This is a genomic window from Staphylococcus sp. HMSC14D10, assembly GCF_001808125.1.
Classification (GTDB): Bacteria; Bacillota; Bacilli; order Staphylococcales; family Staphylococcaceae; genus Staphylococcus; species Staphylococcus haemolyticus.
This window is the reverse complement of the sequence record NZ_KV792264.1, coordinates 1,365-20,310: the sequence shown is the minus strand read 5'-3', so window position 1 is coordinate 20,310 and position 18,946 is coordinate 1,365. Positions and strand designations below refer to the sequence as shown.

The 18,946-nt window shown below is 29.1% G+C and carries 12 protein-coding genes and 3 pseudogenes; 6 read left to right on the top strand and 9 right to left on the bottom strand.

Going from position 1 to position 18,946, the window contains the following annotated elements; translation table 11 throughout:
- Window positions 1-220 precede the first annotated feature (220 nt).
- From HMPREF3134_RS08850 to HMPREF3134_RS08825, 6 genes and pseudogenes are all read right to left on the bottom strand, one after another.
- Window positions 221-1,402, bottom strand: coding sequence for a NupC/NupG family nucleoside CNT transporter (locus HMPREF3134_RS08850; protein WP_066031985.1), 1,182 nt, complete (start codon window positions 1,400-1,402; stop codon window positions 221-223).
- Window positions 1,403-1,412: 10 nt separating this feature from the next.
- Complete coding sequence (locus tag HMPREF3134_RS08845; protein ID WP_049395052.1) at window positions 1,413-2,324, bottom strand: pseudouridine-5'-phosphate glycosidase; 912 nt, start codon at window positions 2,322-2,324, stop codon at window positions 1,413-1,415.
- On the bottom strand, window positions 2,308-3,417 hold the full coding sequence (locus HMPREF3134_RS08840) for a carbohydrate kinase (protein WP_048667849.1): 1,110 nt from the start codon (window positions 3,415-3,417) through the stop codon (window positions 2,308-2,310). Before HMPREF3134_RS08840 ends, HMPREF3134_RS08845 begins: the two co-directional genes overlap by 17 nt.
- A 156-nt stretch (window positions 3,418-3,573) precedes the next feature.
- Window positions 3,574-5,199 carry a cassette chromosome recombinase CcrB gene (gene ccrB, locus HMPREF3134_RS08835; protein WP_070442255.1) on the bottom strand — a complete coding sequence of 542 codons (1,626 nt, stop codon included), beginning with the start codon at window positions 5,197-5,199 and terminating at the stop codon, window positions 3,574-3,576.
- The gene (gene ccrA / locus HMPREF3134_RS08830) at window positions 5,196-6,557 is read right to left on the bottom strand and encodes a cassette chromosome recombinase CcrA (RefSeq protein WP_070442253.1); all 1,362 of its coding nucleotides are present in this window, start codon (window positions 6,555-6,557) and stop codon (window positions 5,196-5,198) included. The genes ccrB and ccrA overlap by 4 nt, the downstream gene beginning before the upstream one ends.
- 186 nt (window positions 6,558-6,743) lie before the next feature.
- Window positions 6,744-7,373: pseudogene (locus tag HMPREF3134_RS08825) on the bottom strand (hypothetical protein); the annotation flags it as partial.
- An 8-nt stretch (window positions 7,374-7,381) separates the two neighbouring features.
- Between HMPREF3134_RS08825 and HMPREF3134_RS08820 the strand changes: the two are divergent.
- A pseudogene (locus HMPREF3134_RS08820) lies at window positions 7,382-7,720 on the top strand (recombinase family protein); the annotation flags it as partial.
- Window positions 7,721-7,831: 111 nt separating this feature from the next.
- Here the strand turns inward: HMPREF3134_RS08820 and HMPREF3134_RS08815 are convergent.
- A complete protein-coding gene (locus HMPREF3134_RS08815) occupies window positions 7,832-8,191 on the bottom strand; it encodes a ZIP family metal transporter (protein ID WP_070442250.1) in 360 nt (119 codons plus the stop codon).
- A 206-nt stretch (window positions 8,192-8,397) separates the two neighbouring features.
- On the opposite strand from HMPREF3134_RS08815, the gene HMPREF3134_RS08810 reads away from it, so the two are divergent.
- The 5 genes from HMPREF3134_RS08810 (at window position 8,398) to HMPREF3134_RS08790 (ending at window position 17,735) form a co-directional block, all read left to right on the top strand.
- Complete coding sequence (locus HMPREF3134_RS08810) at window positions 8,398-8,724, top strand: ArsR/SmtB family transcription factor (RefSeq protein ID WP_000391495.1); 327 nt, start codon at window positions 8,398-8,400, stop codon at window positions 8,722-8,724.
- A gap of 329 nt (window positions 8,725-9,053) precedes the next feature.
- On the top strand, window positions 9,054-10,979 hold the full coding sequence (locus HMPREF3134_RS08805; protein ID WP_017175150.1) for a heavy metal translocating P-type ATPase: 1,926 nt from the start codon (window positions 9,054-9,056) through the stop codon (window positions 10,977-10,979).
- A gap of 1,270 nt (window positions 10,980-12,249) precedes the next feature.
- The gene (locus HMPREF3134_RS08800; RefSeq protein WP_049426582.1) at window positions 12,250-14,124 is read left to right on the top strand and encodes a DUF6270 domain-containing protein; all 1,875 of its coding nucleotides are present in this window, start codon (window positions 12,250-12,252) and stop codon (window positions 14,122-14,124) included.
- A 15-nt stretch (window positions 14,125-14,139) separates the two neighbouring features.
- Entirely contained in the window at window positions 14,140-15,462 is a 1,323-nt protein-coding gene (locus tag HMPREF3134_RS08795; protein ID WP_070442247.1) for a glycosyltransferase family 2 protein, read from the top strand.
- Window positions 15,462-17,735 carry a bifunctional glycosyltransferase/CDP-glycerol:glycerophosphate glycerophosphotransferase gene (locus HMPREF3134_RS08790; RefSeq protein ID WP_049426584.1) on the top strand — a complete coding sequence of 758 codons (2,274 nt, stop codon included), beginning with the start codon at window positions 15,462-15,464 and terminating at the stop codon, window positions 17,733-17,735. Before HMPREF3134_RS08795 ends, HMPREF3134_RS08790 begins: the two co-directional genes overlap by 1 nt.
- Before the next feature lie 178 nt (window positions 17,736-17,913).
- Here the strand turns inward: HMPREF3134_RS08790 and HMPREF3134_RS08785 are convergent.
- Window positions 17,914-18,410 (bottom strand): annotated as a pseudogene (locus tag HMPREF3134_RS08785) (GNAT family N-acetyltransferase).
- A 289-nt stretch (window positions 18,411-18,699) separates the two neighbouring features.
- On the bottom strand, window positions 18,700-18,921 hold the full coding sequence (locus HMPREF3134_RS08780; RefSeq protein ID WP_049426585.1) for a hypothetical protein: 222 nt from the start codon (window positions 18,919-18,921) through the stop codon (window positions 18,700-18,702).
- Window positions 18,922-18,946: the final 25 nt, after the last annotated feature.

The window sequence follows — 18,946 nt, the reverse complement described above, 5'->3', positions numbered from 1 at the left end:
TTGTGGGATGTTCTTTAGCAATTTCAATATAAGCGTCGTGTAGTAGTAGATAGATAATGCTATTTGCTACCATATTAGATAAGTGTTATTGAAATTGATAAAGAGAATTCTTATAAATAGTTAGAAAAAGTAATCAGAAGAAGAAAATAAAGAACTTTCTATAATAAAAAGTCTTCACTATTAAATTTTAGTGAAGACTTTTTACTTAAAAATTTATTATTTATAAAACTAAGCCAATAATACTTGCTGAAATAATTGATGCTAATGTTGCACCTAATAATAATCTTAGGGCAAAAGAAGCTACTTTATTTCCCTGTTTACTATCAATACCTTTAATAGCTCCTACCATAATTCCAACAGTACCAAAGTTAGCAAAGCTTACAAGATAAACAGATATTATACCTTGAGTCTTTGGAGATAGAGAAGAGGCAATTTTTTGAAAATCTAACATTGCTACGAACTCATTTGTAATTAACTTTGTTGCCATAATTGATCCAGCACGTATAGCTTCACTCCATGGAATACCCATAATGAAAGCGATAGGAGCAAATATGTAACCAATCAATTTTTTAAAATCTAGACCGACTAAATCAAATACAATAGTAATTCCTTTCATTAAAGATATAAAAGCTAACAACATTATTGCTACAGTAATAGCAATTCTGAAGCCATCAATAGCACTTTCACCAATCATTTGAAAGAAAGTTGTTTTTTTAACATTTTTTTCTGATTCAGCTTCTATTTCTTTATTATCATTTTTGTAAGGATTAATGACGCTAGCAATTATCAAAGCACTGAAAATATTTAAAACAACTGCAGTAACTACATATTTAGGATCGATCATTTGCATATATGAGCCTAACATAGCCATACTGACAGCACTCATACCTGAAGTAGCGATAGTATATAACTTTTCTTTTGACAAGCTTGGAATAATATTTTTAACTGTTAAATAAACCTCTGGTTGACCTAACATAGAAGTAGATATTGCGATATAGCTTTCAAGTTGCCCCATATGAGTTATTTTATTAATTATCCAACCTATAATTTTAATTAGAAAAGGTAAAATTTTAAAATAGTTTAACATACCAATTAAAACTGAAATAAAAACTAAAGGTAGTAATACATTTAGAAAGAAGTTATAGCCGTTTTTATTTTGTAAATCTCCAAAAACGAATTCAATACCTTCTTTACTAATATTCATTAAACCTTCAAAAAATGTACTCATTGCGGTTAATAAATTAAGACCTATTGATGTATTCATCATAAATAAAACAAGAACAATTTGTATTACTATCATAATCATTGGTTTTTTTATATCTATAGCTTTTCTATTAAAACTAAAAATATATGCAACTAATAAAGCAAAAACTATTCCTAAAAATGTGAAGATTATTGACATAGTCAAGCACCTACATTTTGCTGAAAGCTACAGCTATTTTAGCTCCTAAAACAGCGTTATTTTCTACCAACTTAATATTTGTTTCTAAGCTTTTGCCATCTGTTTTTTCAACGATTGTTTTAAGAAGGAAAGGCGTAGAGTCTTTTCCACTAATTCCATTGGCAATAGAATCTTTAACAGCTTCTTCAATTATAGTGTCAATATAATCTTTAGAAAGTTCATGTTCTTTAGGAACAGGATTTGCAATGACCATTCCACCATGTAAATTTAACTCCATTTTGGTCTTGAAAATTTCAGCTATTTCTGTAGGTTCCTCAACTGAACTATTTAGTTTTAAACCGCTTTCTCTAGTGAAAAAAGCAGGTAGTTCAGTTGTTTGATATCCAATTACCGGAACACCTTTAGTTTCTAAGTATTCAAGCGTTTTAGGCAAGTCTAAAATAGATTTTGCTCCTGCGCATATAACTGTAACATTTGTATGCGCTAGTTCTTCTAAATCTGCTGAAATATCCATACTAGTTTCTACGCCCTTATGAACACCACCAATTCCACCAGTGACAAAAAATGGTATCCCAGCTAATTCTGAACAAATCATAGTAGAAGCAACAGTTGTAGCCCCAATTTTTTTAGTAGCAACTATTTCTGCTAAGTCGCGACGAGATACTTTAGCGACATTAGGACTATTTGCTAGAGTCTCCAAGTCATTTTCGTTTAAACCAATTTTTATTTTCCCATCCATTATGGCAATAGTAGCAGGTGTGGCGCCATTGTCTCGTATTATTTGTTCAACTTTTTTTGCCATTTCAATGTTTTGTGGGTAGGGCATACCATGAGAGATTATTGTAGATTCTAAAGCTACTATGGGACTATTGTTTTTTTTGGCTTCTTCAACTTCTGTAGAAAATTCAAGAAATTTTTTCATTTTTAAATTCCTCCAATTCAATTTCTAATTGTTTTTGATCTAAATTTTGTCTAACAGTGTAATTAGTTTCAACAGTTTTCTTCGAGTTTAACAAAGCTAGGTTAATAATGTCTTCATTAGTATAATTTTTTAGCCAACTATATATTACTGCGCTAGTAAATGAATCACCAGCACCAGTTACATCAACTACATTTTTAGATGAAATTACTGAGTGAAATGATTCTGAACTATTATCTTTGAAAATGAGTGGTTTTAGTCCATTTGTAATAATGACGTTAGACACACCAAGATTAATTAATTTCTCAGCAGCAATACTCATGTCATCATTACTATCAATTTTCATTTTTAAAAAAGTTTCGGTTTCATCGCGATTAATAATTAACCAATCAATTGAATGTAGTGAATTAGGCATATGTATCATTTTAGGTGAAGATACTGGTACAATTACTAACTTAATATTGTTTTTTTCTGCGAATGAAGTGAGGTACTCAATAGATTTTTTGGGTAAATTTAAATCTATTACTAAACATTTAGCTTTTAATAAGATAGATGACTGCTTTGACAGAAATTCAGGTGTAATTTCCTCGTAAATATTCATATCTGCAAAACCATACTGCATATCACCTTTTTTATCTATAATAGCTGTATATGATCCTGTACTTGCATTTTCTATAGGTTGAATATAATTTGTATTCATAAAAGGCTCAGATAGTTTTTTAATCAAACTCCATTCGCTATCATTTCCAGCTGCTGTTAAAAATGTAACATTTTCACCAAGTCTCCCTAAGTTTTCAGCAATATTTCTTGCTACGCCTCCAATCGATTTTGTTGATTTTACTGGATTGGAAGTCATAGATTGTAGATCAGTATCACAATAAAACTTTCTATCAACATTAGCAGCTCCAATACAGATTATGGAATCTTCCTCATTAACAATGTATGCTTTTCCTAATATATATTTCTTTTTTATTAAACCAGATATTATATTAGCTGTGGCTGGCCTTGATAAACCAATACGTTCTGCTAACTCTTGTTGAGTAATAAAAGGATTTTTTTTAATTTCGTTTAAAATAAATTGCTCTTTATTTTTCAAAATAGCACCTCCTTTTAAAGAAACAATAGTTCATAAACAAAACATTTGTTTGTTTCATTCAAAGAGATAATAACATATATACATTTTTGTGTAAACGTTTTCTTGAAGGGTTTTATTTTTTATTCTATTAAAAGATAATTATACTCACTTTATTTACTAAATAATAAGATATAGTGTTTGGGACAAAAATAAAGACGAAGTGCTAAGAAGCACTTCGTCGTGTGGATGGTTATTAAATAGTTGTTTGATAATATCATTATTCAATTTGAGCGTAACGTAAAATTGCTTCTTATGATGCTCATCTTTTCTTATGTCAATGCGATCGATGACTGTTAGATATAGTGATTTCAACTGCGATTTCTTTAATTTATTAATGTCTTTGAATACTGTTTGTAGTATGTTGGCAATCATATCAGCATCATAATGTGGAGCTTCCGCTTGTTTATCTTGTTCTAGTTGATTGATTTGATCTCTAAGTTGATTCAATTCATCTTGATAGCTAAGTATTGTTGGTTTCAATACGTTATCTAAGTCAGGTGAGTCTTCGATGGTTTTCGTTAGTGTATGCATTTTGGCTTTTATTTCTTCACATTGTGACTGTTTATAGGCAATATCATGGTTTAAAGAAGAGACGTCTATTTGACTTTTTTCATTTACCTTTTCAACCAATTGCTTCAATACCTTTTTACTTTTGATAATTTCCAATATCTGGTCCATAACATATTTTTCTAGTACATCTGCTCTAACACTATTGGCTGAACAAACTTTAGAACCTTTGTTTCTAAAATTACTACATGAATAATATCTGATTCTTTTCTTAGTGCCATCTTTTAAAGTATTGGTTGTATTACTTGCGGCCATTGCTGCACCACATTTTGGACATTTTACAATGCCAGTCAGTAGGTTTGTCCCTTTACCATGGACTTGTGGTTTCTTGCGACTCTCCTGGCGTTTAAACTGTACTTTATCCCATAAGTTTCTATCAATAATAGGTGCATGCTTACCGTCAGCGATAATAGGTTCCTCATTGAGTCCTTTTCGTCTCTTATCGCTCCAGTGTCTATATTTCGCAAATTGTATCTTTCCAATGTAAAAAGGGTTTGAGATGATGTAGGTAATGGACGAAATACTAAACGGTTTACCTTTCTTAGTCACATAACCTTTATGATTCAATGCGTTTGCAATCTTACGATAACCATGACCTTTAGCGTATGACTCAAAAATATATTTAACAATATTCGCTTCATGTTGATTGATCATGAGTTCTTTTTTACTGTCAGGTACTTTATCATAGCCTAGAGGCAAATTACCTTGGTAATAACCTTCAATGGCACGTTGTCTTTGACCATTAAACACGTTTTCTACAATAACGTTTCTTTCAAATTCTGCGAAGCTCGCTAAGATTTGGAGCATCAACTTACCTGTGGAGCTCGCAATTTCTATTTTTTCAGTTAGACTAAAAAATTCAACATTAATCTCATACAATTCTTCGACAATATTTAATAAATCTGAGGTATTTCTAGCTAAACGAGTAGTATTATATACCATAATACCATCTAATTTTCCTTCTTTAGCATCTTTTAACATACGTTGTAATTCAGGACGTTGTGTTGTTTTACCTGATATACCACGATCGGTATATTCATCAACGACTTCATAACCTTGAAATTGACAATACTCTGTAAGTTGATTTAATTGACCATGAATACTGTAACCATCCGTTTGCATTTCAGTTGATACACGTGCATATAATCCAATACGTTTCTTTTTGAGTTGTTTCATACGACTTCATTCCTTTCAGATATTATTAAGTGTGATTGTTCAACGATATTGAGTGGACTATTTTTAAAGTAGATTCCTTGTAATTGTTTAGTTTGAGTTATGTTGATGCAATCGATAAAAGGTGCTATGGTTTCTAATGTCAATTTATCTTTGATTATATGACGGATTGTTTTGGTAATTTGTTTATGTGAATAATTAGAGTAACGTTCTTCACTTTCAGAGCCAGCAGATAAATGTTTAAACGTCTCGATATCAATTTGATTTTGTGCTAGCTTTTCGATGAGTTGTTCTTGTGTTAGATGTGATTGTCTGTGTTTCATTTGTTGGCGTTTTAGAGCTTTTAGTATTGTCTCATTTAATTTGTCATGAAATGACTGATTGTTACAATATGCTTTACAAGTGTTGAGGACCTCTGTTTCAATCATTTGCGCATTGATACCTTTAAATGGACACGTATGATAAGCTTCATTCATATTTTTAGGACAGACATAGTAACGTAGAGAATGATGTTCTTTTTTTATTGTTAAGTTTGTTAATGTTGATTGACAGTAAGGACATTTAAGTAGCTTCTTTAATTTGTTTTCAGAAATGTGTTGTTTATGATGTTTATTCAAGCGACGTTGCTGTGCTTGTTCAAAGGTATCAATGTCGACAATAGAAGGTACTAAATCATTAAATGTTCCATACTTATTGATGACACGACCGCAATAGTTAGGGTTCAAGAGAATATTTCTAACTTGATAGGGCTTACGTGGAGTAAGCTTAGGATTGTTATCTAAATGTTGGGAAATTTTTTTGTAGCCTAGACCTTGTAAGTACCAGCGATAGACAGCTTTGACTGTATACGCTTCTTCTTCATGTACAACAAAATGACCTTGTCTATAACGATAGCCAAAAGGTGCATGAGTTGTGATTAGCTTACCTTGTTTGGCTTTTTCTCTTATCCCATTTCGTGTCTGTTCACTGATATTGTTTGATTCCATTTCCGCTAGACTCATAAGTATGTTCAAGCGAAAGCAATCAAACTCTTTAGACAAATCAAAATATCCATCGTTAACACTGATGATTGTGACGTGATGCTTTTTACAAATTTCAAAGAATTGTATGGCATTTTTCAAATTACGATGTAGTCGGTTCAAGCGATAGCAACACAATACTTTACATTTTCCGGACGTAATCATTTCTACCATCTTTTGATAACCCGACCGTTTCGTATTTCGACCGCTTCTCTTATCATCATAAAACGTCACATTAGGCCATCCATATTGCTTAGCAGTATTCAAAATGAGAGATTTCTGAGTCGCTAAACTTTGTTGTTTTAGTGTACTTTGACGTACGTAAGCAACGGCTTCTTCCATGTTATACACCTCCATAGAGATAATATATGTTTATGAATGAATTAGAATGAAAGGTCCAACGTGTTAAAAGCACGTTGGACCGCAATGATTAATTATCGTTCTGTAACTCTTCAATAACTAAATCAGCTAGTAATTCAATCAATTCATCCATTTTATCTACTCCTGTACGATTGCATCTTTAAGTTATTAAAAATCAATTAAATCATCATTCTGTTTTTTCCATGATTCAAGCATCTTTTTGTTATCCAAGTTAATTTTAGCTTTAATAGGTTCAGCATCTTTAGTTAGACCAAAAATAGATGCATATTCTGAATCTAGTTTTAAATGGTAAAAGACAAGTGACTGTTTCTTACCATAGTCATCTTTAACTGTTCGTTTTGTCGTAATTCGATCACGGTCAGATTCAATAAAACCTTTATCTCTTAGTGCATTCACGACATTGTTGACATCCTGAAAGTGCTGTTCTTTCAGCATATCTTTAAATACAGTCGCAATGATTTTGACTTCGATATAATCATCTTTTAAGGCAATTAGTCCATAATTCTCAATCATATTCTTTAACGCTGTGTCATCAGAAAACTTACCACGATTTTGTGCTACAAATTGCGTAACGACTTCAATCGCTTTATCTGCCAGTGATCGTTCAGAGACTGTATGAGTATGATAATCAATAAAGTAATCTTTTATTTTAGTGATATCAATATCTGTAGATAAAACATGACTAAGAATCTTGGCCGAAGTAGTGATAGCCGCATAGCGCTCAAACATACGAATACCAGTATTATTTGTTTCATCCTTCAATTTATCTTTAAACCAATGATGTAATTCAAAAACGGATCAAAAAACAAAGGGCCCTAGAAACTAGGAGCACACTTACACAAGAACAATTGATAGATAAATTAGCTAAAGGAGCCATCGATGCAGAAACGTTCAGAAAACAATCTCAATCGTTACTTCAACAATCAAAACCAACACTATCAATAAATGAGCAACAAATTCAAAAGTCTTTTGAAAATGTAATTCAACAACACTTCACGTTAAGCATGTTATACCGATATATTGATGAAATTCATATTTCTAAAAACAAAAGCCTTGTGGGAATCTATTTCAAAAATGAACCGCTAAACATTGTAAACCAAGCTACGCAATCATCGATTGCTTAATTAATGAAAGGATGAAAAATATGAAAGAAATGAAAAGAAAATCTGTAGGATGTTATGTTAGAGTTTCAATAATTTCTCAAGACATTGATAAATTTAGTATTAATGGTCAAATTACACAAATAAAGGAATATTGCCAACAGGGAAATTATGAATTGCTATACTGATAATTAAAAGTACCCCCGATCGAACGAAAATATCTTTTTGATGACTATTAGTGATAATTGTAATTTTATCCATTAATAGATGAATGGATTGGAATAATACTAAGCCTATTGCTATTCCACCGAGTAAAATTACCCACCCGCCTAATTCAATACTTTCCGGAATCATTTCAAAAAATAATAAGCCAATTATAAGGCCTGCACATAATGAATAAATAAAGCCATGACCACTTTGAAAACCTTCCATTATCCAAGCGAGTCCACCGCCAACACCAATTACAAGTGCGGAAGCTAACGACCGATCATCCATACTGCACTCATCCCACTATTCTTAAAAAGGCTTTGTTTATTTTACTCTAAAAAATCAAAACAAAATATATGAATTCATATTAAATATTATTTGATTTTTTATTCAGATGGTTATATCATATATATGAACATATATTAATATATGTAGATAAATAGTGATTATTATATATAAGGTTTTGAATTGAAACCTAAAGTGAGGGAAGGATAATGGAAGAAAAAAAGGAATTAGAGGAAGTAAATAATAAGGATTTAGATGATGAAACATTATTTGTCGTATCGCAAACATTTAAAGCGTTAGGTGATCCTACGAGAATCCGGATTCTCCATTTGCTCTTTTATAAGGAGTATTCGGTAAACGGTATTGCTGAAACGCTACATCTTAGACAATCAACAGTTTCCCATCAATTGCGGTTCTTGAAAAATTTACGGTTAGTAAAATTCCGAAGGGAAGGCACAACATTGTTTTATTCCCATGATGATGAACATACTATGAATATGCTAAAACAGGCGATCGATCACGCCTGTCATCACTAGTATTCCGTAAACCAGTAATGAGTGTTAATAATAATTCACGTCATTAATATTGTTATATGATCATATAACAATATTATAGGCATATGAAAAGGGGGTTTTGCAATGGATATGGAAAACAAAAAAACAGAATGGAAAGCGTTGTATGATATCTCGAAGGAAAGTGAGATGGGTGTAGCAGAGAGGGTTAGTGAATACGGTTGATAAATTCATAGGATGTATTATTGGATACAAAAAGTTTGGATGTGGTCAATTAACGTCCTGGTTTAGTAAAGCTTACTGCGAATATATTGGAACCCGATATATCATATTTATTTAGAAAGGTGATAGAAATGAAAAATATTCAAGAGCAACAAGCACACGAAAGTCATAGCCACGATCATAGTCATGATCATGATCACGGAAAAATGCCAATTATTTCATATTTTATTGGCTTAGTGTTGGCTATAATTGGGCTTTTTTTAAGTGATGCAAATTTATTAATACAAAACATCTTATTTTCAATTGCCACAATCACAGCCGGCTACCATGTAATTATTCTCGAAGGAATTGGAGAGACAGTTGAAAATACTAAATTAAAGGGAAAATTCACTCCTAATTCTCATATTCTAATGGGATTAGCTGCAATCGGGGCTTCTCTGATAGGGAGTTTTTGGGAAGGAACCCTTTTGATACTTATTTTTTCCGGCGCTCATTTTCTTGAAGATTACGCTGAAGGAAGAAGTAAAAGAGAAATTACTAAGCTACTCGAAATGAACCCAACGACAGCTAAATTAATCCTACCTGATGGAAACACAAAAATTGTTGATGTCAGTGAATTAAAAGTTGGAGATCAACTCCAAGTGCTGAACGGTGATCAAGTTCCAATTGATGGGATTATTTTATCCGGTACTACCTCAATTGATGAATCTTCTATTAATGGAGAAAGTATACCGAAAGAGAAATCTAAGGGTGACGAAGTTTTTGGAAGTACGATTAATGGAACAGGTACTTTTACTATGGAAGTCACTAAGGAAAACAAGGATACTGTATTCTCTAAAATTTTACAATTAGTTAGTCAAAACCAAGATAATCAAACAAAAGCTGCCAGTATCATTCAAAAATTCGAGCCTAAATATGTTAATATAGTTTTAATCGCAATACCATTAGTAATGTTACTTGCTCCTTTTCTATTTGATTGGACATGGTCGCAAAGTGTTTACAGGGGATTAGTGATTTTAGTCGCAGCTTCACCGTGTGCTTTGGCAGCAGCTACTGTATCTGTAACATTGTCTACAACATCTAACCTAGCTAAAAAAGGCGTGCTTTCAAAAGGAAGTACTTACCTATCACAATTAGCGGATATAGATGCAATTGCCTTCGATAAAACAGGAACCCTTACGAACGGAGAACCTAAAGTAACAAATTACTATTTCACTCATTCTGTGAACGAAGAAAATATTATTGATATTATAGTCGCCCTTGAAAAGGAATCCAATCACCCACTCGCTAATGCTATTTTAGAAAAATTTGAAGTTAAAAATAAAATAGACATCGAAGTTACTAATCAAATTGGAAAAGGTCTGACAGGAGATTATAATGGAAAAAATTATCGTATTGGTAAGCCTACTTCTTTTGAAAGTGCTTCTGAAGAGTATACCCAGTTCAATCATGATTGGGCATCAGAAGGAAAGACGGTTGTATACGTAGCAGAAAATGAAGAAGTTATTGGGATTATAGCTCTAATGGATATTCCGAATGAGCATGCTAAAGAAACAATTAATTACTTTAAGAAACTTGGTATCCACACGACTTTAATTACTGGTGATTCGGAAATGACGGGAAAAGCTGTAGGCGAACAATTGGGAATAGACGAAGTTATCGCTAATGTAATGCCTGAAGATAAATCCAGAATTATAGAAGAACAAAAAGAAAAATTTGGAGTTACTGCCATGGTTGGAGATGGTGTGAACGATGCACCGGCCCTTGTTAATGCTGATGTTGGTATAGCTATGGGGGGCGGTACTGATGTGGCAGTAGAAGTATCTGATTTGGTTTTAATGCAGAACAATTTATCTAAATTAGTACAGTCTCATAAAATTTCCTCAAATATGGGTCGTGTTATTAGGCAAAATATTATTTTTTCAATGGCAGTTGTTGCCTTTTTAGTTGTCGTTAGTTTGTTAGGATTAACTGATATTACAATCAGTGTAATTGTTCATGAAGGAAGTACTTTAGTTGTTATACTAAATGGACTTCGATTATTAAGATCTAAATAATGAACGAATCGATTGACATGAATGAACTTTGAAGTGTGGATTCTACAATGTTCCCATAACATTGGACACTAAAAAACAGAGCAATCTAATAAAGATGTTATGAGTAAAAACAATGCCTTGCATACCGTTTTTATCATACGGGCGGTCAAATAAGCAATTAAAGAGCATGGGAAGCATAAAATCATAAACAGTGACTTAAGGCAGCCAGTTTACATTCAAAAGTTAAATTGACTGTATTAAAAGTTTCGAAACGATTAATATCCGTATGGGGGCAAGCGTCGAGCCAAAGATAATGCCAGGACAGAGCGTCTTTTTCCGTTCTTTTAAGTGGGAAAGGTTTTACCTTCTCTATGCCAAGACAGTCCCAGAGCTAAAAGAGCCAGTTGCTCTTTTTGGGCGTTTGTGAACGGTAATCGCAGGAAGGGGATTTTCCCAACCGCACCTGGTTTTCCATCACAATAAAGTTGGCGGCATTTGTTCTGATATTCTTGGGAATACTTACACTATGAATGGCCGTATTAAGTGATACAGGAGCTGCTATTATTGTAATACTGAATGCTCTCCGCCTTTTGAGGGTAAAAGAATAAAAGTAAGGATAACTAGGTAAAGCTGTTCAATCAAAAATTGAACAGCTTATTTTTCATCAAAATCAAAAACGTTTATTATAATACCTACACTTGTTCTGTTAAACGTACCGATTTTTTAACCTTATTGTATCAGTAATATCTTGAAACGAAGTAAGCGACTAAAATTTCTCTTTTATCATACTTTTATAAAAATACACTTTTAAGAACGGTTTGAAAATTTTTGAAATAGATCAAAATAATCTTCTGGTTAAAAAACCTGTAGATATGATTTCTCTCTTAAATTTTTGTTTGATTAGATTAGATCCTAATAAGACGCATTCAATATGTCTACACGTGAATTTAGTCTTTGAAAATGTAAGGACCATTATTATTATAAAAACCCCAGTATAAAACGATACGCAGAAGCGTACCACAAGTGATGTGGTTTTTTAGTTTTATATAAGTATTTTAAACTTATAATACTTTCTGATATGTATGATAGTAGTTATATTTGAGTGAAGTTTATCATAAGTTACAATGATCAATTTATTTTTTAAAAATTAATCAAAAAAATAATAAATTCAATTTGTATACAATAACTAAAAAACAAAAAATAATATATGCATATAATTGGGTTTTGTAGTATTATATTATTATATTAAATCAGTTTCATCTATAGATAATTCATATAGGAGAGTGATGGGTTGAACAAAGTTAAAGTAAAGTCTATTAAAAATGAAAAATCGGGATGGTTTTTTACAACAAATAAAGAAGAATTAATTTTTAATGCGCAGAAAATTTTTAATTTTAGTTTCCCTGCTATCCCTTCTACAGACTTAAAATTGCACAAATATAAAGAATTAGAGGAATCAAATATTTATTATCTGTCAATAGAACATCTGTTTGATAGAGAAATTAGTAGAAAACAAGAATGGAAAATTTCTAGTAATTTAGAATTTGATAACAATTTATATGGGGAATATAAAATAGAGACAAATGACCTTTATAACACGATATTAAAAATTGAATATGAAAAAATGAGTATCATTGTATCACCAAAATTAATAACGCCAATGTTACAATCAGAAAATTTTAATGAATATTTAATTTTAGATGTTGATGATAATGAACATGATTTTGATAAAGACCTAGTCATTAAAAAGAGACCATTACCAAAATTATGGCACTTTCATACTTATGTTATTAAATCAACTCAACTTAAAACTGACAAATGGGATTTAAGAGAAGAAATTAACAAATTAGACATAATTTCAGAAAATTTAGATATTTGGGATGTTTTTATAAGGTATAAAATTAATAATCAAATCTCAGATAAATACTTATTGGTAAATGATTCTTTTGATAAAAAAATATTCACTAATAATGGAGTGAATTTTATATTTTATAAAACCAAAAGTAATAGTTTAGCTATTGAAGTTCGAAAAAATAATTACTTAATTCAGGGAAAATTAGATGATATTACAGAAACAAAAGAAAAATTAATTTTTAAATACAAAAATTTCACATTGAATAAATTTATTATGAAAGAAAAAACAAATAAAATGGTACCGCAAATTTTTGAATTTTCTTTGAAAGATAATAGTATAAATAAAAATATAATATTGGAAAAACTTCCAGATTTAGATGCTGATTATGATTTATTTTTAGAAAATGATTCCGTAGAAAATAAATTAAAAAATATAAATACTAAAATTAATTTTTCATCTGAAAATAAAGAAATTGAAATATTTGAGAATAATAAAAATGAGTTAGTATTAAAAGTTAAGGAAAGAACTAGTAATAAAATACGTATCGCTGTATTAGGATCTTGTTATTCAAGGAATATGTTTAATTCTGGTGAATATTTTAATCCAAATTATAAAGACATATATGATGTTGTTTTTACACAATTTCATAGTTCAGTCATTTCAGCTGTATCATCTCCTGTAAATTTGAATTATAGTAGTGAAAAATATATAAAAGATTCCCAATTACAGTATGTAAAGAGAGACTTTCAAAAAAATATTTTTAATGAGTTAAGTAGAGTAAATTGTCAGTATATAATAATTGACTTTTTTGTAGATGCAACGCAACCGCTTATAAAAACTAATGATAATAATTATGTGTCTGGAAATTTACACCTTAGAGAAACAAAATTATTAAAGTGTTGGAAGGATATAGATTTTATAAGACAAGTAGAAAATGAAGAATATTTTATTAAATGGAAAGAAGATTTGAATACATATATGGATAACATCTCAAAGATAGTTCCATTAGAAAAAATAATCTTAGTTAAAGGTAGGTCAGCTTATGCATATAAAGATAAATTAGGTAACAAACATAATGTTAAAGACCCTAAATTATCAATTCAACAAAATTATTTTTGGGAGCGAATGAACAATCATTTCTTAAAATCTTATCCTAGAGTAAAGGTTATAGATATGACAGAAGACTTTTGGATTGCTGATTTCAAACATCCTTTTGGCGCTTCTTTAGTTCATTATTCAAGTGAATTTTATAAAGAAGAATTTAATAGGCTCAACAAAATTATTTTAAAAGATCTTCTTGTTAATAAGTAGAAAGGTTTTAATAAAATGTTTTCTGTAATTATACCTGTACATAATAGTTGGAAAACTATTGATAGAACGATAAATAAAACTTTAAATTCATTTATAGACATAAATGATGAAATAATTTTAGTTAATGATAATAGTAATGAGTGTACTATACAAAAACTAAATTATTATTCTAAATATCCTAATATTCGAGTTATAAATAATTTGGGAGTAGGAGTAAGTGATGCAAGAAATAGTGGGATAGAAATAATAAATAAAAAAAATGAATTTGTGACATTCATTGACGATTCTGATTGGGTGAGTCAATCCTTTTTTTGTGAAGCTAAAAATTTTTTTCAGAAAGAGAAAGAGATTGATATAGTTTTTACACCTATAAAAATTTTTAAAGAAGGAAAAATTTATGAACATACGATGAATGATAAATTCAAATTCAATGGGAATATTATAAATATATTTAAAAATTATCAATTTGTTCAATATCACATAGGTGGGGTAATATTTAGAAACACATTATTAAAAAATGAAAAGTATCGCTTTGATAATACTATAGATTATTGGGAGGATGCAAAATTAATAAATACAATTTTATTAAACAAGCAAAAATATGGGATGTTAAAAAATTCAATTTATTTTTATGATAGAAATGATCCTAACTCTTTAAGTAACAAAGCTTGGTTGAATAAAAATAGGTACTTAAATCATTTGAAAGATAATTATATGTATTTAATTAACCAATCTAAATACAAATATGGTTATGTAATAAATTATGTTCAATATTTAATTACAAAACACTATTTAAACTATTTGTATTACGATAATCAAAACAAAATGTTGGAACACAATGATGAAGAATTTGACGAGTTTAAAAAAGAATCACAATTAGTATTTAAAAATATAGACAAGAAGATCATCGATTTACAACCAGTTCCAGAAGTGTATAAAAACTATTTATATCAATTAAAAAATTCAACTTATTTTTGGAAAAAAAATATAAATCATATTCATGTTTATATACATTCGATTTCAATTATAAAAAGAAATATTGTTTTTTCGTTCTCCGATAATAGTTTTTTTATATCAGAAGATTCAAATATATATATCAAATTTAAGGGAAAAATTTATAAACCTAAATTAAAATTAGTGAGAAATCATTTGATTTTTGGAAAGAAAGTGAATGATTTTAGTAGACAAATATTTAATGTAACTATTCCGATAAAGTTCTTTTTTCATGATGCTATTTTTGTAATTGAAGATAAAAATAATAAAATAATTTTAAATATAAAATCGAAATCAATTGTTAAGAGAATATTAAAAAGAAAAAATAAATTGAGGGATTATTAATGAATAAAAAATATGAAGTTACTGTAATTATACCTGTGTATAATGCTGAGGAGTACATTATTAATACACTAAACTCAGTAGAAAATCAAAATTTTAATAAAAATGTTGAAGTTTTGATAATTAATGATGGTTCGAAAGACAATTCCATTAATATAATTAAAAGTTTTATTTCAAATTCAAGCAATGGCTATATAGACTATAAGCTATATGACGATGGGATAAATAAAGGGCAGGGAGCACGAAGAAATTTTGGTATAGAAATTGCTAAAGGAGAATCGATATTATTCTTAGATTCTGATGATTACTTAGTTGAGAATGCTTTGAAAATAGCTTATTGGAGATTGATGGCTGTTCCCGATAATAGTTTTGCAATTTTTGAGTGGGCATATTATTACCCTGAAACAGGTGAAACCAAATATATAAATAAAGAACAATATAATAAAAAAAATGCATTGTATAGGGAAACTTGTGAGTTATTATTAGCATGTACTACATATTTTTCGGTTAATAAACTTTATAAAAAAGAGTTTTTAATAGATCATGATATCAGATTTGGAGAAGGGTATTTATATGAAGACTTCGAATTTTATGTAAAAAGTGTATTAAGGTCAGTTCGAGTACCAGTGATTTCTAACATATTATATAAAGTCAGAGTTCATGAGAACTCTTCTACAAAATCTGATGGAAAAACTTTAAAGCATAGAGATTCATTTTTAATTGCTATAGAAAGAGCATTGAAAAATTTATATGAAACAGGCTATCGCCATCATTTTACGCCATATCATGTAGTAAAATATTTTCTACATCGATGTCTATTGTATTCTGAAAACCGTTTACCTAAAAGAAAAAATATTAGAAAAAAATTTATATATGATACTATGCAAATTCTAAATGATTATCTACATATGGTTACTGTACCTAATCATGTAATTCCACTTTATGATTATGCTTTTAATAAACACTTGATAAGAGATTTAAAGGTGAAAAAAATGCAAAAAATATTTCGCTTACATAGGACTAATTTATTGAATCATTATGCAAACAGAAAATCTTTGAAAGCTGATAAAAAGTATAATTTAAAGCAGTCAGTAAAAAATAATTATTATTTAGAACCATTATTATTTTATACTAGAAGAAAAGTTCATAAACACAGAAAAAAACAAAGAGGTAGACAGCTAAAGAAATATTTAGATTTAAATATAAATAATGAAACTATTTTAATGTTAGGATTTGATTATCAATATAGAGGAAATTCCAAATATCTTTTTAATTATTTACAACAAAATTTTTCACCAAATCAATTAAAAATAGTATCTTTTGATAAAAACATAAATGAAGAGTATAGAATAGCTCCAAGAAGCGATGAATTTTATAAATACTTATATACTAGTAAAGTAATAATTGGTGAATCGTGGATTCCATTAGCATTCAAAAAGCGAGAGGCACAGGTTTGGATTCAATTATGGCATGGCACTCCTTTTAAAAGGATGCTTTTTGATTCAAATGAATTTAAAATGCTTTCCTTAAACCCTAGCCATAAAACAAATAAAAAGTCTGATATTGATCGTTGGGATTATTTATTATCAGATTCTAGTAAAGCTGTAGATAAATTCATTTCCTCTTATGATATAGACCGGAAAAAAATTATTAATTTTGGGTATCCAAGAAATGAATGGTTAGTAAAAAATTTAAACAATAAAGAATTAATAAGAAACTTTAAGTTGAAAAATAATATTCCTTTAGATAAAAAAATAATATTATACGCACCAACATGGAGAGATTATAATTATCTTACTCCTGAAAGTAGAAAAGACACTAGCTATATAGCTGATTTTAATAAGTTATTAAAGAATTTAGATGATGAATACATAATCATAAATAAAGCGCATCCAATGGATAAACAACCGAGCTGGAATAATGGTATAAGAAATGTATTAACAGTTAATAATAATGTAGATAGCCAAGAATTAATTTTGATTTCCGATATAATAGTAACTGATTTCTCTTCAATAATTTTTGATGCAGTACATATAAATAAACCATTTTATTTATTAATAAAGGATTTCAATAAATATATAAATACTAGGGGTGTTTACATGGATATGTATAACTCTCTTTTACCTCTAGTATCTAATAGTGAAATCGCATTAGCTAATAATATAAATAAAAATAAATTTAATGACTTCAACATACCAGAATCATATAAAAATTCTGAAATAAGAAATGCTAATGTTAATATTGAAGCTATAATAAAAGAAAGTTTTATTAATTAAATAAAAATTCAATAAATATATAAATAATTTAAAAAATAGAATTATTGTAATTATAGCAATAATTCTATTTTTAATCTCTAAAGAGGTATATTGATTTAACAAGTAACTGGTAACATTTGAACGCGTGTAATTTTTTACTATTGATACACTAAAATGAATATATGAGTTATTTTTTATGCTACAAAATATATTCAGATTTCAATAATGACATAAAATAGACATCTTTATATTTACCTTTAGTGTAGAATTGCTCTTTGAGTAATCCTTCAGTTTTAAATCCTTGTGACTCGTATATATGAATACTTTTTTGTTATCTGCATCAACATATAGATAGATCTTGTGCATGTTTAAAATATCGAATGCATAAATTATCGCTTTTTTGAATGTGAATTTTGCATAACCTTTACCACTGAACTCAGGTTTAATAATTATTTGTATTTCACAATTACAATGGATGTAATTAATTTCTACTAATTCAACAATACCTACGACTTGATTTTCATCTTCAACAATAAAACGTCTCTTCGATTCATCTAATAAATGCTTATCAAATAAATGTCGAAGTTCCATTAAGGATTCATAAGGCTCTTCAAACCAATAAGACATAATAGAATATTCATTATTTAATTCATGAACAAAAAGTAAATCATTATACTCTAATGTTCTTAGTTTCATAATCCCATTCCCAAAATTTTCTTATATATTTGCTTTATAAATATAAATAACGAATAAGTCATCATTCACTGTGAATACTCTATTTTAACAATTCACTACATACTAATTCTCATTTTCTTATTATTTTCTAATATCTCTGATTTATTACTCTTACTATGAAACATATAAAACTGTCACATTTGTTTGTATTAAAAAAATATATCAATAGTAACAATAAAAAATAAATAATAGAGCATCCCTCACCGTAAAAATGAAGAATGCTCTATTTTTATTGTAAGTAGTATGATATTCATTTTGATAGGTATTGGTTAATAATTATCTGTAAATCATTATTAAGTATCGTTGTTATAGCGTCATCATTCATAAAATCGTCATAGATTTTATCAAGTATTTCTTCATCTTCAATAGCTGTAAAATGATATACTAGTCCTTTTATAATTGAAATATAGTTTTGCGATGCTAAGCAACTAGCAACCGTTCGCCAATCTGATTGTGTAGTTTTATGGTTCATAGATAATCCTCCTTTTATTTCAATG

Excerpts from the sequence above, each read along its gene's own strand:
- HMPREF3134_RS08850 (WP_066031985.1), bottom strand. The coding sequence starts at position 1,402 with ATGTCAATAATCTTCACATTTTTAGGAATAGTTTTTGCTTTATTAGTT.
- HMPREF3134_RS08845 (WP_049395052.1), bottom strand. The coding sequence starts at position 2,324 with ATGAAAAAATTTCTTGAATTTTCTACAGAAGTTGAAGAAGCCAAAAAA.
- ccrB (WP_070442255.1), bottom strand. The coding sequence starts at position 5,199 with ATGAAACAACTCAAAAAGAAACGTATTGGATTATATGCACGTGTATCA.
- ccrA (WP_070442253.1), bottom strand. The coding sequence starts at position 6,557 with ATGGAAGAAGCCGTTGCTTACGTACGTCAAAGTACACTAAAACAACAA.
- HMPREF3134_RS08815 (WP_070442250.1), bottom strand. The coding sequence starts at position 8,191 with ATGGATGATCGGTCGTTAGCTTCCGCACTTGTAATTGGTGTTGGCGGT.
- HMPREF3134_RS08810 (WP_000391495.1), top strand. The coding sequence starts at position 8,398 with ATGGAAGAAAAAAAGGAATTAGAGGAAGTAAATAATAAGGATTTAGAT.
- HMPREF3134_RS08805 (WP_017175150.1), top strand. The coding sequence starts at position 9,054 with ATGAAAAATATTCAAGAGCAACAAGCACACGAAAGTCATAGCCACGAT.
- HMPREF3134_RS08795 (WP_070442247.1), top strand. The coding sequence starts at position 14,140 with ATGTTTTCTGTAATTATACCTGTACATAATAGTTGGAAAACTATTGAT.
- HMPREF3134_RS08790 (WP_049426584.1), top strand. The coding sequence starts at position 15,462 with ATGAATAAAAAATATGAAGTTACTGTAATTATACCTGTGTATAATGCT.
- HMPREF3134_RS08780 (WP_049426585.1), bottom strand. The coding sequence starts at position 18,921 with ATGAACCATAAAACTACACAATCAGATTGGCGAACGGTTGCTAGTTGC.